Here is a 17,824-nt window from a genome sequence, read left to right as displayed (position 1 = left end):
GATTCCTTGATCAGTCCGCTCGGCGCGGGCTGTTCTGTTCGGTCAGGGTCTTGTCGTCACTGATGGCGATGTGCGTACCGTTATCCAGTCTGATCTGGCCGGCGATCACGACCTGTTCGCCGCTCTGCACGCCCTTGGTCACCAGCACCAGTCCGTCACGACGTTCGCCGGTCTCGACGAAGCGTCGTTCGGCAATCAGGACCGGCTGGCCCTTGTCATCCTTCTCGACATTGCCGTCGGCGGCTTTCTTCTGGGTGACCACGTACATGGAGTTGCCATAGAGGGTGTAGGTCACGGCGCTCTCCGGCACGACGATCCCGGCCGCCACGTCCGGCAGTATCACCTGCAGGTTGGTGAACATGCCGGGCAACAGCTTGCCGTCGGGGTTGGCCAGGGTGGCGCGTACCAGCACATTGCGGGTGCTGTCCTCGACCTTGGGGTTGATGGCACTGATGGCGCCGACGAACGTCTGGCCGGGGTAGGCCGCGACGCCGACGTTCACCGCCTGGGCAACAGCCAGTCTCGGCACCGTTTGCTCGGGGACGTAGAAGTCCACGTAGAGACTGCTGAGGTCTTGCAGGGTGGCGATGACCGTGCCGCTGGCGAGGTAATCACCGACATCCACCTGGCGAATGCCAATGGTGCCGCTGAACGGTGCGACGATGCGTTTCTTGTCCAGCGATGCCTTGAGCTGATTGACCGTGGCCTGGTTCTTTTTCAACTGTGCCGAGAGCCGATCGAACTCGCCCTTGGAGATCGCCTGGCTGCCCACCAACTGCCGGCCGCGACCGAAGTCCAGTTGCGACAGGCCCAGGTCGGCCTCGGCGGTTTCCAGCAGGGCACTTTCGACTTCGCTGTCCAGTTGCAGGAGCGGCTGGCCGGCCTTGACCTTCTGTCCGGACTGGAACAGCACCTTCTGCACGGTCCCGGCAATCTCCAGGCTCAGGTCCACGCCTTGCAGCGCCTTGAGGCTGCCGACGGTAGGCAGCCGGCTCTGCCAGGGCTGCTCGGTGGCGCTGGCCACGGCGACACTGATTGGCGGTTTCGGCACAGAAAACGACTGGATCTGCTGGTAGATGGAGAAGCCCTTGTAGCCGCCCAGCAACAGCACCACCAGCAGGACAACACCCAACATGATCAGCATGCGGCGTCGCAGCATGTTCCACTTCCTTGGACAGGTGTTAGAAAAGACATTCAGGCGGGCACATTACCCTGAGTATGTTGGGGATTCCAGATCCCATAAGGCCCGCATCGCGTAGGAATATTCCCGAAATACAAGGGGCTCCGCGTTGATAGCTTCGCCCCTTCTCGATCAGACCAGGTGCAAATGGTTGTCCCAGAGCCCTGCCGGCAGATCCAGCGGCTTTGCAACCGGTTGGGCCTGTCGGCAATCGTAATAGCGACAACGGCCCTGGCCCGAGGTCACGACGAAGCCATCCGTCACCGCACCCACTCCGGCACAATCCGGCAGAGGAGCATCCAGGCGGACCTCACCGCTGTCCAGGTCCCAGATGAAAAAGCGATTGCCACGGGGGGCTGTCAGGGCGACCAGGCGCAGGTCACTGTGCACGGCGACGCTGGCGGTGTAATGCCCCATGGCTTGCAATTGCTGCTCGGACACCGGAAACGCCTTGAACGGCTGGCCCGGACGCTTGATCGCTACCAGCTCCGAGGATTCGTGGGCATCTCCCATGAACTGCTGGCCGGAAACGATGGTGCCGTCACTGGCGATGCCCAGGTGGCGTACGCTGTTCATGGCCTGGGGGAGGGTTTCCTTGCTCAACAGCGTGCCGTCGCGTTGCATGAGGACCAGGCTGGGTTCCATGGCGTCGAGGTTCATCTCGACCCGGCTCTCGGCTTCGGTGCGGATACCGCCGTTGGCCACCACCAGGGTTTCGCCGTCGGGCATCCACGAGACCTGGTGCGGACCGATGCCGTGGGTGGGGATCTCGCCGCTGTGTACCAGTCGTTCGCCTTCGAAGCGGTACACGCCCAGCAGGCCGCGTCCGGGATCGGAGGTGTCATTCTCGGTAGCGTACAGCCACTCGCCACTGCGATGGATCACCGCATGGCCGTAGAAATGCCGGTTCGGCAAGGACTTGATGGTCTGCAGCAACGTGCCGTCGCGCAGGTCGATCAGGTAGCTTTCGGTGCCCGGGCGACGGGCGACGAACAGCGCAACCGGCTGCGACGGATGATTGACGATGTCGTGGCAGCGCTGGCCGACCTGGGTGGCGAACACCCGCGTGCCGTCCAGTCGATAACCTACGGCGTAGTGCTTGCCGTCACCATCGTCCCGTGCCGAAAGCAGCAGCGCAGGCTTGTCCTTGTGCTTGAACAGCGTCCAGCCACCCAGGGTAACGGCGCCGAGCAGCAAGCTGCCCAGTGCCAGGACCTGACGTCGAAACATGATCAGTCACCGTCGTTGGCATTGAAGCCCAGTTGGATGCCCAGCGCCTTGGCCAGTTCGCCTTCGTGCAGGCGATGGACGACGTTGAGGCTGTCGTACAAGTCGTTGAGCTGCTGGCGCCCGGCGTCGTCGTTGAGCATCTCGGTCAGCGAGCGCTGGGTGCTGGCGAACAGTTTCAACGATGCGTCATAGGCGGCGTCGATCTTGTCGGCGAGAGGTTTCTGGTCGCTCGGCAACAGACCGCGCAGGCCCTTGTTATCCACGCCTACCCAGACCGTCCTGGCCGCGCTGAGGCTGGCTTCCAGGCCTTGCAACGACGACTGGCTGCGCCAGGCGTCGGCCTGGAAAGGTTGCGGTACGCCCTTGGTCTGGCGGCCCATCGGGGTGCCGAGTTTCTTCTTCAATGTATCGAGGGCGGTGACCTGGACCCGCAGCAGATCGGCGATCGCTTCGTGGGAGTCGGCGTAGCGTTGGTTCGGAAACTTGCTCATCTGCGCGAGCATGCCGTCGTTGGTGTTCCAGCGCGACAGGATCTCTTCGGCCAGTTGTTTCTGACGTTCCGCGATGGCCATCAGCAGTGGGCAATACTTGGCTTTCTGCGTGCTGTCGGCCATGTCGATCCGGGCGTCGAACAACAGGTATTCGTAGGCCGACAGGCCCTGGACCACGACGCTGGATTTAGCCAGGCCGGCGGCGTCGATCTGCGGCTGGCTTTCGACCAGTTGCTCGACCTGACGGCCCACCAGGTTTTTCTTGTCCGGCCAGAACTGTACCTGCCAGGCGCGGTTGCCTTCGGCCAGCGGACCGATCAGCAGCGGTTGCAGCTCGGCCCAGGCCTTTTGCGCCTTGAGGAAGTCGGCGCGGGCGGTGTCCAGGTTTTCCTTGCCTTGGCAGAACGCCAGGGCGCTGCTCGCCAGTTGCCGGTCGGCATCGACCCAACGGCTGTAGGTCGGCAGGATCACTTGCTTGGCGATGGCGGCCGACGTGACAGCTTGCGGGTCCTGCGGCGAGCAGGCACCGAGGGCGAGGGCGGCGAGGCTGGTGAACAACAGCTTGGGACGGAACATGTCGGACTCCCGTTTCGGAAAATTGTTTAAAGGGAATTCAGGAAAGCCAGCAACGCGGCGCGTTGCTCGGCATCGAACGCTAGCACCTGGCGCTGCGCCGCTTGCGCTTCGCCGCCATGCCACAGCACGGCTTCGAGCAGGTTGCGGGCGCGCCCGTCGTGCAGGAACTGGGTATGGCCGCTGACGGTTTCGGTCAGGCCGATACCCCACAACGGCGGGGTCCGCCAGTCACGGCCGCCGGCCTTGAATTCGCTGCGGTTGTCGGCCAGCCCTTCGCCCATGTCGTGCAATAACAGGTCGGTGTAAGGACGGATGACCTGGTTCGCCAACTCCGGCTCGGCAGCGTTGGCGGACGTGGTGTATTTCGGCGTGTGGCAGGATTGGCACCCGGCCTGGAAAAACAGGCTCTTGCCGGCCAGCACCTGGGGTGAGTCCACGTCCCGGCGCGCCGGTACGGCCAGGTTACGGCTATAGAACAACACCAGCCGCAGGATGTTGTCGCTCACCTCCGGCTCGCCGTCCGGGCCATTGCCATTGGGCGCGCGCTTGCAATCGACCTGGGCCTCGGTGCAGTCGTCGAACGGCCGCAGGCTTGTCGTCAGGCCCATGTCGCCGGAGAACGCGTGGACGTTCTGCTGGTTGAGGTTGGGCTGCCCGGCCTTCCAGCCAAAACGTCCCATGACGGTTTTCTGCAGGACATCGTCCCAGACCAGGTTCGGTCGGCCGGCGATGCCGCTCTTCTCCCGCGCCTGGGCCTTGGCGTTTGCCAGGATGGCTTCGTCGGGGATGGCTTCCAGCAGCCCCAAACCGATCATCGGTGGCGCGACGCGGGCGGAAAAACGCGTGTCGGGGTGCATCGGGCCGTAGCCCAACTGGCTGATCTGCAGGCTCGGCTTGCGCAGCTCCACCACCGTGCCGTCCTTGAAACGCACCGGGACAGGCATGTAGTCGACCCGCACCTTGCCTTCGGGGGCGACGCCGGGTACAGCCATATCCTGAAATTGTCCGCCGTACACCGGCTCCGGTACCACGCCCAATTGCTCGATGACCTTGGCGTAGGACGGCTCATCGGGGATCGACAGGCGCACCAGCATCGACACCGAATTGGCTGCGTCCGGCGTCGGCGGATGGCCGCGACCGTCCTTGATATGGCAGTTTTGGCAGGCATTGGTATTGAATAGCGGCCCGAGGCCATCCCGGGCGGTGGTGGTCGACGGCGCGATCACCCAGGGACTGCGGAAAAAACTGTTGCCGACGCTGAAATCCACACGCCGTGAGGGCGGCAGGTTGGCCGAGGGCAGGGAGAATGCGTTCTGGTCGGCCTTGCGAACCGTCGCGGCACCGCCGGACCGGGCTTCGCCGGGTTCGGCCTGGGTAAAGCGCGGCGCGTCATCGCAGGCACTCAGGCCCATGGCCATGGCCAGTGCCATGAACAGCGCGCATAGAAGAGGCAACGACCGCATCGAACATCCTGGAAGGCGAGTGAAACGAGGGCGCAAAGTCTAACAGGACCGGGGACTTTGAATAAGAGGAATTATCGTTTGGTGTGAGGCGGCAGTCCTGTCGTCACAATCCCTGTGGGAGCGAGCCTGCTCGCGAGACGATGGTCCAGTCGATGATGATGTCGACTGACACGATCCCTTCGCGAGCAGGCTCGCTCCCACAATGGTTTTGCAGTGACTGCGGGCATGGGCTTAAGGCTGGGCAACAGCCCCCGGCACCAACGGCAGCTCCAGGCTTGCGATGAACCCGCCCCCGGGATGATTGGCCAGTACCAGTGCGCCACCGTGGCGTTCGGCAGCACGGCGGGCAATGGCCAGGCCCAGGCCGTGGCCGGCGGCAGTCTGGCCCGGCGCACGATAGAACGGCTCGCCCAACTGGCCCAGGTGTTCGGCCTCCACGCCCGGGCCATGGTCGCGCACGCTCACTACGAGGCGTTCGCCTTGGCGCACCGCGCGCATCTCGATGGGTTGCCCGGCGGGATTGAAGCGCTGGGCGTTGCGCAGCAGGTTGTCCACCGCTCGCTCGATCATGGTCGGCCAGCCCTTGAGGGTCAGGTTCGGCTCGGCGCTCAATTGCACGCTTTGTTCCGGGGACGCCAGTTGTGCATCTTTTTGCAGGGCGACCAGCAAGCCATTGAGATCCACATCTTCGGCACCGGCATTGTCGGCATCGACCCGGGCCAGCACCAGGATTTCACTGATCAACGCCTCCAGGCGATCACATTCGCGGGTCAGGCGCGGCCATAGCGCTTCACGCTCCTGGGGGCCGGCCCGCTCCGCCAGCGCCAGGGCAATGCGCAGCCGGGCCAGGGGCGAGCGCAGTTCATGGGATACGTCCCGCAGCAATTGGCGCTGGCTGCCGATCAGGCTTTGCAAACGCGCGCCCATGCGGTTGAAGTCCGTGGCCAGTACACCGAATTCGTCGCGACGGTTGGCCAGTTTGGCCAGGCTGTTCTGTTGATAAGTGGTCTGTCCCAGGTCATGCACGGCACCGCGCAGCCGGTTCAACGGGCGGGTGATGGAGAAGGTCACCAGCAGACTGAACAGGGTCAGCACCACCAGGGAGATCCCCAGGGCACTGAGGGGCCAGAGCAGGCTGTCGCGGTGCCAGGCGTCCAGCTCGGGATGGGGGATGCGGTAGATGAACAGGTAAGTGTCGCCGGTCTTGGCGCTGGTGAACTCGTCAGTCAGGCGTCGCCAGGGCAGGCGTCGGTCGTCGTTGTTCTGGCGTGCCTCGAAGGCGGCCGCGCGATGGGGGAACGTGCCGCGCACCACCGGGTCGCCACTCTCGTTGAACACCTGAACGTCGATGTGATACTGGCGTTTGCGCTGCTGCAGAATGCCTTGGGCGGCGTCTTCGCCCTGGCTTTCGTAGGTCTGCGTCCACTCTTCTGGCAGGGTGTTAAGCCCTGGATGGCGGCTGAGGATCCAGGCGTCCTGGTTCAGCATGTGCCCGAGCAGGATGGAGAGCCCGGCAACCAGCGTGATGGCCAGCCAGAAACTGGCCAGGATGCGCCAGAACAATGAACGCACGATAAATCCTCGAAACAGGGAAAGCCCAGCGGCACGGAGCCGCTGGGCTGGGGAACGTCAGCGCATTATTGCGCTTTTTGCGGCTGTTGCGCTTTCCAGGCCTTGAATTCGGCCCACTCGGCGCGACGCTCGGCCTGTTTCTTCTGGATCGCGTCGAACTCTTTCTGCTGCTCAGGCTTGAGCAGGCCACGGATCTGGGCATCGACTTTCTCGTGCCGTGCCTTCATTTCATCCTGCATGGCCTTCTGGTCTGCCGGCGACAGTTTGGCCAGGTATTTCTCTACCAGCTCCTGACGTTCATGACGCTGTTCGCTCATGATCCGGCGAATTTGCTGGCGTTGTTCGTGGGTCAGGTCCAGCTGGCTGTACGGACCTCTGTCGTGCATCTGGCCGCCGTGACGTGGGCCATCCATCGGCCCCATCGGACCGGCGCCTTCCGGCATGGCCATGGCCACGGTCGGCAGGGCGGCAGCGAACATCAGAGCGATAAGGGTCTTGCGCATGGTGTATCTCCTTGTCTCGTTCCCGGTCAGTTCCGGATGTGTGCAGATTACGGAGATCAAGGTCAGCGGCGGTCAGGGGTGGGTAAAGCTTGGGTAAAGACGATTTGGTGTGTTCCTGACAAAAAGTCAGTGAAGTGACTGGCTTCTTTGTGGCGAGGGGATTTAGCGAAACGTCGCACCGCCCCGTTGGGGTGCGAAGCGCCCCCAAGTCTGTCTGCCACCGCGTTGCATCAGATAGACCTCAAGGGGGCTGCTTCGCAGCCCAGCGGGGATAAATCCCCTCGCCACAAGGGGACTGTGTGTTGTTCAAAGGCTGTAGTAGTAACCCCGGCTGCGCAGCGCCACGATGCGCGGGCGGCCGTCGGGATGGGGGCCGATTTTCTTGCGCAGGTTGCTTACGTGCATGTCGAGGCTGCGGTCGTACAGGGTCAGCTTGCGGCCCAGGGCGATCTGCGCCAGTTCCTGCTTGTCCAGCGGCTCGCCCGGCTGCTTGAGCAACGCTTCAAGCAGGCGGCTCTCGGACACGGTAAGGGTCTGTTCCTGCTCATCGATACTGACCACGCCACGTACCGGGCTGAAGGTCAGGTCGCCCAGTTCGATCTGGCTGGACACCGCCGTCGGATGGCTGCGGCGCAGCACGGCGCGCAGGCGGGCGGTCAGTTCCCGTGGGTCGCAGGGTTTGGCCAGGTAATCGTCGGCGCCCAGTTCCAGGCCGAGGATGCGGTCCAGCGGTTCGCCGCGGGCCGAAAGCATCACCACCGGCAGGTCCGGATGGTCGGTACGCAGTTGCTTGAGCAGCTCCAGGCCACTGCCGTCGGGCAGCATCACATCCAGCACCACCGCTGCCGGAGCGGTTTCGGCCAGGGCCTTGCGGGCACTCTGGCCATCGTGGCAGGCCCGGACCTGGAAGCCTTCCTGACCCAGCCAACTGCCGAGGAGCTCACACAGCTCCTGGTCATCATCAATCAGTAACAGCTCGCTCATGAATCACTCAATTTAGCCATTGCCGACGCTGTCTACGTCCACCGCTGGCAAAGATACCGCAGAGTAGGGCCAATAGCGCTACCCCGGCACCAATGACGAACCACTGCTGTTGATCGGTCAACAGCCGTGGCAGCGTGCTGGACTGGGCTTCCTTGAGTTGCAGCTTCAGGCGCTGGTTCTCCTGGCGCAACCGGCTCACCAGTGCGGTTTCGCGTTCGCTGTTGGTGTTCTGCAATTGTTGGGTCAGTTCTTCGCGCAGGCGCTCGCTGTCTTTCAAGCGTTGCTGCAGCTCGGCGATCTGGCCGCCCGCGCTCAGGGACAAGGGCGTCGAATGATTGCCCTCGGTGCTTTCTTCGCCATGGGCGGGTGCCCCGATCGACAACATGATCAACAACAGGCACAACGGACCTTTGCGCATGGTCACTCCTGAATTCCGCTCGAGTTTAGACAGATTAGACAGGTTGTCGGCAGGCAAACGAGAACAATGAGCAATTGAGCGCAATGAGCCACGAAGGCTCATTGCGCATCGGGTTATGGCAGGACTTGCTTGAACGGCTTGACCACGACATTGGCGTAGACGCCGGCGGTCACGAACGGGTCGGCCTCGGCCCAGGCCTGTGCGGCCACCAGGGATTCGAACTCGGCCACGATCAGGCTGCCGCTGAAACCTGCGGCACCTGGATCATTGCTGTCCACAGCCGGGTGCGGGCCAGCCAGCACGACACGGCCTTCGGCCTTGAGCTGCTGCAGGCGCTCCAGATGCTCGGGGCGAGCGGCCAGGCGTTTTTCCAGGGAGTTGGCGACGTCGGTGGCAATGATTGCGTAGAGCATGTCAGTCCTCGGTTTTTTGCGTGGGGGTGTCGGCATCGTGCAGATGACGGGACAGGTAGATGCCCTGGCCGATCAGGAACAGCAGCGTCATGCCCAGGCTGCCGAAGACCTTGAAGTCGACCCAGTAGTCCTGGAACGTGAACGCGACGAACAGGTTGGCGCCGCCGCAGAACAGGAAGAAGGCGATCCAGGCGATGTTCAGGCGGGTCCAGATCACGTCCGGCAGGCTGACGGCATGGCCCATGATGCGCTTGATCAGCAGGCTGTCGCCGATGAAATGACTGCCGATAAAGGCCAGGGCGAACAACCAGTTGACCACCGGCGCTTTCCATTTGAGGAAGGTGTCGCTGTGGAAGGCCAGGGTCAGGCTGCCGAACACCAGGCAGGCGATCAGGGTCAGCCACTGGCTTTTTTCCAGCTTGCGCTGGGAGATGAACAACGCGCCGTAGACCACCAGGGAACTGATGATGAGCACCGCGGTGGCGCTGTAGATACCACCTACAGTCAGGGACTGACCGGCAATGTCGACGGTGCGTGGGTCAAGTTTGTAGGTGATGAAAAACAGCAGGAGCGGGATGAAGTCGATGAATTGTTTCACAATGGCAGCCAGAAGCAGGATGTGGCGGCATAATAACAAACATCCTTGGCCGCGATAGGGCCAGCTGATTTGAGGTAACCACCCCCCGTGAATGTTGATTTGCACTGCCATAGCACGGCCTCCGATGGCGCCCTGGCGCCTGCGATTTTGGTGGCGCGGGCGTTCGAGCACGGCGTGCGAGTCCTGGCCCTGACCGATCACGACACCCTCGAAGGCCTCGACGAGGCCCGCAACGCCGCGACGGCGTTGGGCATGCAACTGATCAACGGCGTCGAGTTGTCCTGCACCTGGGGTGGCGCGACCATCCATGTGCTGGGCTACGGTTTCGATGTCGATGCGCCGCCGCTGGTGCAGGCCATCGCCGAATTGCGCGATGGGCGCTGGCTGCGTGCCGAGGAGATCAGCCGCAAGCTGGCCCTCAAGGGCATGAACGGTGCGCTGGAGGGGGCCCGGGAGGTCCAGCAGGCGCTGGGCGACAGCGGTAACGCGCCGGCCCGGCCGCACTTCGCCGACTGGATGGTGCGCGAAGGTCTCGTCAAGGACCGTGCCGAAGCGTTTCGCAAATGGCTGGGAGCCGGCAAGCTGGGGGACGTCAAGCAGCATTGGCCCACATTGGAACAGACGGTTGAAACCCTGCGGGCCGCCGGGGCCTGGGTCAGCCTGGCGCATCCCTGGCACTATGATTTCACCCGCAGCAAGCGTCGCCGCCTGATAGCCGACTATATTCAAGCAGGAGGCCACGCCATTGAGGTGGTCAATGGCCATCAGCCGGCCGAGCAGGTTGGCAGCCTGGCGATTCTGGCCCGTGAGTTCGGCCTGCTGGTGACCGCCGGCAGTGATTTCCATGGCCCAGGAGGCTGGTCCGAGATCGGCGAATACCGTCCGTTACCCGAAGATCTGCCACCGCTTTGGTGTAGATTCAAACATGATCTTGTTACCGACGCCGTCTGAACAGGTAGAACACGTGAGTCAATTTTTCCAGATTCATCCGGAAAACCCGCAAGCGCGCCTGATCAAACAGGCGGTGGAAATCATTCGCGGCGGTGGGGTGGTGGTCTATCCCACCGATTCCTCCTACGCCATCGGTTGCCAGATCGGTGACAAGAATGCCGTGGAACGGGTCAGGCGTCTGCGTCAGCTGGACGACAAGCACAACTTTGCGCTGATCTGCAGTGACCTGTCGCAGCTGGGCCTGTTCGCCAAGATCGACACCGGCACCTTCCGGCTGCTCAAAGCCCATTTGCCGGGCCCCTACACCTTTATCCTCAATGCCACCCGGGAAGTGCCGCGCCTGTTGCTGCACCCGAAGAAACGCACCATCGGCCTGCGGGTGCCGAGCCACCCCATTGCCCTGGCGCTGTTGGCGGAACTGGGTGAACCGTTGATGAGCGTGACGCTGATCATGCCCGGTGAAACCGATCCCCTGACCGATCCCTACGAAATACGCCAGTTGCTCGAACATCAGGTCGACCTGATCATCGATGGCGGTTACGGCGGCATGAAAGCCTCTACCGTGATCAACCTGGCCGACGGCGAGCCGCAGGTGGTGCGCGTCGGTTGCGGTGATCCGGCGCCGTTCCTGGTCGAGGCCTGAATGTCCGCCGTGGAAGCCGTGGTGGACAGCGTAGACAGCCAGGCCGGTGCCCTGCAGGAGCTGCCGTTCGCCATGGTCTATGGCCAGGCGGTCACCGAAATGCCCCTGGACCTCTATATTCCTCCGGACGCCCTTGAGGTGTTCCTCGAAGCCTTCGAGGGCCCGCTCGACCTGCTGCTGTACCTGATCCGCAAGCAGAACATCAACATCCTCGACATTCCCGTGGCGGAAATCACCCGCCAGTACATGGGCTATGTCGAGCTGATGCAGTCGGTACGCCTTGAGCTGGCGGCCGAATACCTGGTGATGGCAGCCATGTTGGCCGAGATCAAGTCACGGATGCTGTTGCCGCGTTCGGCCGAGGTCGAAGCGGAAGAAGACGATCCCCGTGCCGAGCTGATCCGCCGCCTGCAAGAGTACGAGCGCTTCAAGGGGGCTGCCGAAGGCATCGATGGCTTGAGCCGGGTCGGGCGCGATGTGGTGGTGCCCAAGCTCGATGCTCCCGAGGCGCGAGCGCGCAAGTTGCTGCCGGACGTGAGCCTGGAAGAATTGCTGATGTCCATGGCTGAGGTCCTGCGCCGGGGCGACATGTTCGAAAGCCACCAGGTCAGCCGCGAAGCGCTGTCCACCCGCGAACGCATGAGCGACGTGCTGGAACGGCTCAAGGGCGGCGCTTTCGTGCCCTTCGTCGAGCTGTTCACCGCCGAGGAAGGTCGGTTGGGGGTGGTCGTCACCTTTATGGCGATCCTGGAACTGGTCAAGGAATCCTTGGTCGAGCTGGTGCAGAATGAGCCGTTCGCAGCGATCCACGTGCGGGCACGAGCCGAATAACGAGCAAATCAATGAATCTGACTGAACCCCGCGAGCTGGCCCCGTTGCTTGAAGCTTTTTTGTTGGCCTCGGGAAAGCCGCAATCGATGGAGCGCCTGTTCGAGCTTTTCGAAGAAGGCGAGCGGCCGGAACCGGCCGTGTTCAAGAAAGCCCTGACCCTGCTGGGCAAGTCCTGCGAAGGGCGGGCCTTCGAACTCAAGGAAGTGGCTTCCGGGTATCGCCTGCAGATCCGTGAGAAATTCGCGCCGTGGGTCGGGCGCCTATGGGAAGAGCGACCCCAGCGCTATTCCCGCGCCATGCTCGAAACCATGGCGCTGATCGCCTACCGCCAGCCGATCACCCGTGGCGAGATCGAGGACGTGCGGGGCGTGGCGGTCAACAGCCACATCGTCAAGACCCTGCTTGAACGCGAGTGGATCCGGGTCGTCGGTTACCGCGACGTGCCAGGCAAACCGGCGATGTTCGCCACCACCAAGGCCTTCCTCGATCATTTCAACCTGAAAAACCTTGACGACCTGCCACCGCTGGCCGAACTGCGGGAACTGGAGCCCGAGCCGATGCTCGAGTTCGACGACGCTCCGGTGCCCCAGGGTTTGCAGGACCTGGCCGATGCCAGTGCCGAGCCGGAGGAGCCGAAGGAAGAAACCAGTTTCCATTCGTTGCTGCTGGAACTGGACACCATGGAAGAGGGGCTCAAGACCGATTTCGACGACTTGCTGCGTGACGGTCCGGAACCTGAGGGCGAGGCGCCTGACCATGAAGTTGAACCCGCGGCTGAGCCTGAGCCCGAAGAGGACGTGCTCGGAGTTGCCGAAGCCCGGGAAAAACTGCTGGCTGCTGTTGCTGCCCTTGAGCCGCACGTACCCGAGCCTGAGCTGAGCGACGAGGAAGCCGAAGCCCAGGCGCTGGCTGAAGCGATCGAAAACGAACGTCGTCAGTTTGAGGATTGATCCAGCTGACACCGCAATCCCCCTGTGGGAGCGAGCCTGCTCGCGATAGCGGTCGTTAATCCTGCATCAATGTTGGACATGCCGCCGTCATCGCGAGCAGGCTCGCTCCCACAAAGGGAATGCAGGGGCGGTAGACCACCGATCGGCGGAAAACCCGCTGAACACCCATCGATCAACTAGTCTCTGATGCGCAAACGCCTCAACGGGCGTATGATTCGCGACCCTTTGGCGAACCTTGCGCCAAACGACCCTTTTCAAGACCACACCGGGAGGTGCCCAGCATGAAAGACCAAGACAAGAACGACAGCCACGAAATCGGCCCCGCAGGCGAGAAACTGCAGAAAGTCCTCGCCCGTATCGGCGTCGGCTCGCGCCGCGACGTGGAAGCCTGGATTACTCAAGGCCGGATCAAGGTCAACGGCAAAGATGCCACCTTGGGCCTGCGCGTCGACATGCACGACGCCATCACCATCGATGGCAAGGTGATCAAGCGCGAAGAGGCCGCCGAAACGGTGCGCCGCGTGATCATGTACAACAAACCCGACGGCGAGATCTGCACCCGTGACGACCCGGAAGGCCGTCCGACCGTATTCGACAAGATGCCGCGCCCGAAAGAAGGTCGCTGGATCAACATCGGCCGCCTCGACATCAACACCACCGGCTTGCTGATGTTTACCACCGACGGTGAGCTGGCCAACCGTCTGATGCACCCGTCCTATGAGATGGACCGCGAATACGCCGTGCGTGTACGCGGTGAGGTCGACGACGAAATGATCGAGCGCTTGAAGGCCGGCGTCGTGCTGGAAGACGGTCCGGCGCGCTTCACCGACATCAAGCAGGCGCCGGGTGGTGAAGGTTTCAACCACTGGTACCACTGCGTGGTGATGGAAGGCCGCAACCGTGAAGTGCGTCGTCTGTGGGAATCCCAGGGGCTGGTGGTCAGCCGTCTGAAACGCGTGCGTTTCGGCCCGGTGTTCCTCAATTCCGACCTGCCGATGGGGCGCTGGCGCGAAATGAGCCAGCAGGAAGTCGACATTCTGTCGGCCGAAGTCGGTCTTGCGCCGGTGGCAATGCCGCAGATGACCGCCAAGAGCAAGGACAAGCTGGAGCGGATGCAGCGTAAATCCTCGCGTCCGATGGGCAAGACCGAGCGCGTGCGGACCTTGCGTCCAGCGGTCGAGGGCGCAGCGCCTGGCCCACGTGCTCCTCGCGAGCCGCAGATCGAAGGCGAACGTCCGGCCCGCAAGCCGGGGCCTCGTCAGGATGGCGAGCGTGGCCCACGCACGCCGCGCCCGGCCAACGGCCGGACTGAGCGTGGCGAAGGTCGTGGTACGCCGGTGGCTGAACGCCCGGCCGACGTCAAGCGTCCGGCCAAGCCGACCGCGAAGAAGCGCCCGGCTATCGCCCTGGTGGATCGTGATGCGCCGTCGGGCAAGCGTCGTGGCGCGCCGGCGGGTTCGGGGCAGCGTCCTGGGTTTGGGCGTCGCAAGCCGGAGTGAGGCGGGTTTGAGCTGCTAGCGGCAAGCTGCAAGCTGCAAGAAAAAACGCCAACCGTAGGGTTGGCGTTTTTTTTGGTCTGGCTTGAGTGATGGGGTGTAGCTGGGACCGCTATCGCGAGCAGGCTCGCTCCCACAAGGGACGGTGGCGAAGATCAACTGTGAGAGCGAGCCTGCTCGCGATGGGGTCAGTAGCCCCACCATCAGTCCTTCAGAAAACTAAAGTACAAACCGCCCATCAAACATCGGCTCATTATCCAGCGCCAGCACACCGCTCTCGAAAATCAGATCCAGGTGATGGCTGCCCTTGGCGCCGCCACCCAGCCCCAGGTGCAGGCCGCAATGACGCTCTTCGAACCCGGCATTGCGGGCATACAGGCTCTTGACCCCTTCGTTGGTGCCGATCCCCAGCTCCTCGATGCGCCGGTTGGACGGATTGGCGTCCAGGTAGCGATTGAAGTCGTGTTCCAGGCCTGGCACCTCGGTAGCGATTTTCTGGATGGTGGAGTCTTCGATCCACAGCTCCAGGGGCGACTGCAGCACGCCATATTTGCGTGCGAACGGGATGGTGCTCAGGAATGTGCCGACGAAACTCACCCGGCCATTGATGGTGTCGCTGTGGGTGGCGATTTCACCAGGGGCCAGGTCGTAGTTGCCGAGGCCGTTGATGTCGGTCCACTTCTTGACGCTGTCCAGCGCCGTATCGAAGTACGAGCCATGTTCGTCCTGGAAGCTCAGCGTACTTGCCTGTGACATGCGCCGGATGAGATGACTGTTGAGCCCGGCGATACGTTGCGGGATGACACTGAAGGTGTCGTAGAAATATTCGCCGTAGTCCTTGAACAGCAGCGATTTCTTCCAGTTGTCCGCCATCACGCCTTGCAAGGCACGGACGAAGTCCGGACCGTCAGGCCGCGGATTGGGCAAGGTGGAAGAGTCGTAGAAGAAAATATACAGATCGCTGTCGGCAATGGCCTTGGACAGACGCTCGGTGGATTCGAGGTCCAGGCGCATGGCGCTGAAGCGGAAGGGTGATCCGTTGCCGGCCTGTTCGGCAATGGCGCCGGTCAGGGCTTCGTAGTCGGCGGTATGGCCGAGCAGTACCTTGGCGGGCTGGATTCCGGCCAGGGCGGGGTGGTGTTCGAGGTAGTAAAGGAAATGTGAGATGGCTCGTTGAGTGTCCATACTTGTTTTCTTCCCTGATGAATGAGCGTCCCGGACAACCTGCTGAAAGTGGCGGAGCCGACCGGCCGGATCAACTCCGCCGGGTTGCGCTTACAGAGGCCACATCGCCGTGCCGAACGGAACGACGGCGTCGGCTTGCATCATTTCAACGGCGGCTTCATGGGTTGGCGCTTCAAACCATTCGTCCAGCTGCAGTTCGGTTTCCAAGTCTTTGTCCAGTGTTTGCATAGTGAATCTCCTAGATGACTTTATACGGAAAGTTGCGGGCAATCCGGTGAGTGAAAAGCTGACCGCATCAGGCCTCGCAAGGCTTGCCGGCACGATGCTTGGGCAAGTCGCTAAAACCTAGTCGAGGGGTTTTTGGAATGCAAAAAATAATTTTATTTTTTTGATATGAACTTTTTGTTCTATTTTTCGCGGATTTTTTTGCTTATTAAAAACAGCTACCTGCAAGGTTTATTAGTTAGGAAGCTTCCTACCGTCAATTTGTAGACGGCTTTCAGAAAATTCCTACTTGGAAAAATTTCGTTACGCATCGTAAAGGAATGCTGACGAAAGGCGTGCGCGCGCCCGGTTTGAAATTCCCTTCCCTGTAGATGTAAGAAAAAGCTTCCAGCGAACCCTTCATGCGGCGTGTCAGCGGGTGTTGGCCGGCTTGTTTCCAATCCGTCGGGAGGGTCAGATGCGCCTCATGCCTTGTCAGGGTGTCTGGTGGCCAAGGGGCGGCGGTGTACAATGCGCCGCGTTTTACTGTGACCCTTCGCGTACCCTCGCACCTTCAAGGTTATCCGCCTTGCTCATTCCGCCACGCCACAAGCGTGTCGGGTTCGATTTCGTCACAGATAAAAACAAACAGGTGACGCATGACCGGTGTAAATACAGGCGAGCTGAAACGCGGCCTGAAAAATCGACATATTCAATTGATCGCCCTCGGCGGCGCGATCGGTACCGGCCTGTTCCTGGGCTCGGCGGGGGTGCTGAAGTCAGCCGGCCCGTCGATGATCCTGGGCTACGCCATCTGCGGTTTCATCGCCTTCATGATCATGCGCCAGTTGGGCGAAATGATCGTCGAAGAGCCGGTGGCCGGTTCTTTCAGCCACTTTGCCCACAAGTACTGGGGCGGTTTCGCCGGGTTCCTGTCGGGTTGGAATTGCTGGATCCTATATATCCTGGTGGGCATGTCCGAGCTGACGGCCGTGGGCAAGTACATCCATTACTGGGCACCAGACATCCCGAGCTGGGCCTCGGCGGCGGCGTTTTTCATCCTGATCAACGCCATCAACCTGGCCAACGTCAAGGTCTTCGGTGAAGCCGAGTTCTGGTTTGCGATCATCAAGGTCGTGGCGATCGTCGGCATGATTGCCTTGGGCAGCTACCTGCTGGTCAGTGGCCATGGCGGCCCGCAAGCGTCGTTGACCAACCTGTGGTCCCACGGTGGGTTCTTCCCCAACGGCGTGAGTGGCCTGGTGATGGCGATGGCGATCATCATGTTCTCCTTCGGTGGTCTGGAAATGCTCGGTTTCACCGCCGCCGAGGCCGACAAGCCGAAAACCGTGATCCCCAAGGCCATCAACCAGGTGATCTACCGGATCCTGATTTTCTACATCGGTGCCCTGGTGGTGCTGTTGTCGCTGACCCCATGGGACAGTTTGCTGGCCACGCTCAATGCCTCCGGCGATGCCTACAGCGGCAGCCCATTCGTGCAAGTGTTCTCGATGCTGGGCAGCAATACGGCGGCGCACATCCTCAACTTCGTGGTGCTGACCGCCGCGCTGTCGGTGTACAACAGCGGTACCTATTGCAACAGTCGCATGCTATTGGGTATGGCCGAGCAGGGCGATGCGCCCAAGGCCCTGGCCCGGATCGACAAGCGCGGCGTGCCGGTGCGTTCGATCCTCGCCTCGGCGGCGGTGACGCTGGTGGCGGTACTGCTGAACTACCTGATCCCGCAGCATGCGCTGGAGTTGCTGATGTCGCTGGTGGTCGCGACCCTGGTGATCAACTGGGCGATGATCAGCTACTCGCATTTCAAGTTCCGCCAGCACATGAACCAGACTCGCCAGGTGCCGCTGTTCAAGGCGCTGTGGTACCCCTACGGCAACTACATCTGCCTGGCGTTCGTGGTGTTCATTCTCGGCGTGATGCTGATGATCCCCGGCATCCAGGTTTCGGTGTACGCGATTCCGGTGTGGCTGGTGTTCATGTGGGTGTGCTACCTGATCAAGAACAAGCGCAGTGCCCAGCATGGATTGACCGTGGCGGCTGCCAAGTAGGCATCCTTGAAATGCCCAAACCCGGCCGAGTGCCGGGTTTGTTTTTTTCTGACTCACCCTGTGGGAT

At 62.0% G+C, this 17,824-nt stretch carries 18 protein-coding genes; 6 read left to right on the top strand and 12 right to left on the bottom strand.

The window, feature by feature from the left end; genetic code table 11:
- Positions 1-10 precede the first annotated feature (10 nt).
- The 10 genes from N005_RS10440 to N005_RS10395 form a co-directional block, all read right to left on the bottom strand.
- A complete protein-coding gene (locus N005_RS10440) occupies positions 11-1,159 on the bottom strand; it encodes an efflux RND transporter periplasmic adaptor subunit (RefSeq protein WP_047701133.1) in 1,149 nt (382 codons plus the stop codon).
- A gap of 153 nt (positions 1,160-1,312) precedes the next feature.
- Positions 1,313-2,410: a DUF1513 domain-containing protein gene (locus N005_RS10435; protein ID WP_047701132.1), complete on the bottom strand. Its 1,098-nt coding sequence runs from the start codon at positions 2,408-2,410 to the stop codon at positions 1,313-1,315.
- Positions 2,411-2,412: 2 nt separating this feature from the next.
- Entirely contained in the window at positions 2,413-3,477 is a 1,065-nt protein-coding gene (locus N005_RS10430) for an imelysin family protein (protein WP_047701131.1), read from the bottom strand.
- A 26-nt stretch (positions 3,478-3,503) separates the two neighbouring features.
- Entirely contained in the window at positions 3,504-4,940 is a 1,437-nt protein-coding gene (locus N005_RS10425) for a di-heme oxidoreductase family protein (RefSeq protein WP_047701130.1), read from the bottom strand.
- A 231-nt stretch (positions 4,941-5,171) separates the two neighbouring features.
- The gene (locus N005_RS10420; RefSeq protein ID WP_047701129.1) at positions 5,172-6,512 is read right to left on the bottom strand and encodes a sensor histidine kinase; all 1,341 of its coding nucleotides are present in this window, start codon (positions 6,510-6,512) and stop codon (positions 5,172-5,174) included.
- Between the two features lie 65 nt (positions 6,513-6,577).
- Positions 6,578-7,015, bottom strand: coding sequence for a Spy/CpxP family protein refolding chaperone (locus N005_RS10415; RefSeq protein WP_047701128.1), 438 nt, complete (start codon positions 7,013-7,015; stop codon positions 6,578-6,580).
- Positions 7,016-7,321: 306 nt separating this feature from the next.
- On the bottom strand, positions 7,322-7,999 hold the full coding sequence (locus N005_RS10410; protein WP_047701127.1) for a response regulator transcription factor: 678 nt from the start codon (positions 7,997-7,999) through the stop codon (positions 7,322-7,324).
- 7 nt (positions 8,000-8,006) lie between these two features.
- Positions 8,007-8,417 carry an SH3 domain-containing protein gene (locus N005_RS10405; RefSeq protein WP_047701126.1) on the bottom strand — a complete coding sequence of 137 codons (411 nt, stop codon included), beginning with the start codon at positions 8,415-8,417 and terminating at the stop codon, positions 8,007-8,009.
- A gap of 113 nt (positions 8,418-8,530) precedes the next feature.
- Positions 8,531-8,830, bottom strand: coding sequence for a YciI family protein (locus tag N005_RS10400; RefSeq protein WP_047701125.1), 300 nt, complete (start codon positions 8,828-8,830; stop codon positions 8,531-8,533).
- A 1-nt stretch (position 8,831) separates the two neighbouring features.
- Positions 8,832-9,428, bottom strand: a complete 597-nt coding sequence (locus N005_RS10395; RefSeq protein ID WP_024779544.1) for a septation protein A — start codon at positions 9,426-9,428, stop codon at positions 8,832-8,834.
- Positions 9,429-9,515: 87 nt separating this feature from the next.
- Between N005_RS10395 and N005_RS10390 the strand changes: the two genes are divergently transcribed.
- The 5 genes from N005_RS10390 (at position 9,516) to rluB (ending at position 14,302) form a co-directional block, all read left to right on the top strand.
- On the top strand, positions 9,516-10,379 hold the full coding sequence (locus N005_RS10390; RefSeq protein WP_047701124.1) for a PHP domain-containing protein: 864 nt from the start codon (positions 9,516-9,518) through the stop codon (positions 10,377-10,379).
- Between the two features lie 13 nt (positions 10,380-10,392).
- Positions 10,393-11,022, top strand: a complete 630-nt coding sequence (locus N005_RS10385) for an L-threonylcarbamoyladenylate synthase (RefSeq protein WP_047701123.1) — start codon at positions 10,393-10,395, stop codon at positions 11,020-11,022.
- Positions 11,023-11,094: 72 nt separating this feature from the next.
- Positions 11,095-11,853: a segregation and condensation protein A gene (locus tag N005_RS10380; RefSeq protein ID WP_174245349.1), complete on the top strand. Its 759-nt coding sequence runs from the start codon at positions 11,095-11,097 to the stop codon at positions 11,851-11,853.
- Between the two features lie 11 nt (positions 11,854-11,864).
- Positions 11,865-12,803: an SMC-Scp complex subunit ScpB gene (gene scpB, locus N005_RS10375; RefSeq protein ID WP_047701121.1), complete on the top strand. Its 939-nt coding sequence runs from the start codon at positions 11,865-11,867 to the stop codon at positions 12,801-12,803.
- A 281-nt stretch (positions 12,804-13,084) separates the two neighbouring features.
- Positions 13,085-14,302: a 23S rRNA pseudouridine(2605) synthase RluB gene (gene rluB, locus N005_RS10370; RefSeq protein WP_047701120.1), complete on the top strand. Its 1,218-nt coding sequence runs from the start codon at positions 13,085-13,087 to the stop codon at positions 14,300-14,302.
- Positions 14,303-14,518: 216 nt separating this feature from the next.
- On the opposite strand, the gene N005_RS10365 is transcribed toward rluB, so the two are convergent.
- Both N005_RS10365 and N005_RS29415 read right to left on the bottom strand, forming a co-directional pair.
- The gene (locus N005_RS10365; RefSeq protein WP_047701119.1) at positions 14,519-15,484 is read right to left on the bottom strand and encodes a M29 family metallopeptidase; all 966 of its coding nucleotides are present in this window, start codon (positions 15,482-15,484) and stop codon (positions 14,519-14,521) included.
- 90 nt (positions 15,485-15,574) lie between these two features.
- Positions 15,575-15,712, bottom strand: a complete 138-nt coding sequence (locus N005_RS29415) for a hypothetical protein (protein ID WP_042729498.1) — start codon at positions 15,710-15,712, stop codon at positions 15,575-15,577.
- Between the two features lie 635 nt (positions 15,713-16,347).
- On the opposite strand from N005_RS29415, the gene N005_RS10355 reads away from it, so the two are divergent.
- Positions 16,348-17,757, top strand: a complete 1,410-nt coding sequence (locus tag N005_RS10355) for an amino acid permease (RefSeq protein WP_047701118.1) — start codon at positions 16,348-16,350, stop codon at positions 17,755-17,757.
- The last annotated feature ends 67 nt before the right edge of the window (positions 17,758-17,824 follow it).

The organism is Pseudomonas mediterranea CFBP 5447 (assembly GCF_000774145.1).
In the GTDB taxonomy this organism is placed as follows: Bacteria; Pseudomonadota; Gammaproteobacteria; order Pseudomonadales; family Pseudomonadaceae; genus Aquipseudomonas; species Aquipseudomonas mediterranea.
Note: the sequence above shows the minus strand (reverse complement) of the source record. Positions and strands in the feature narration are given on the sequence as shown.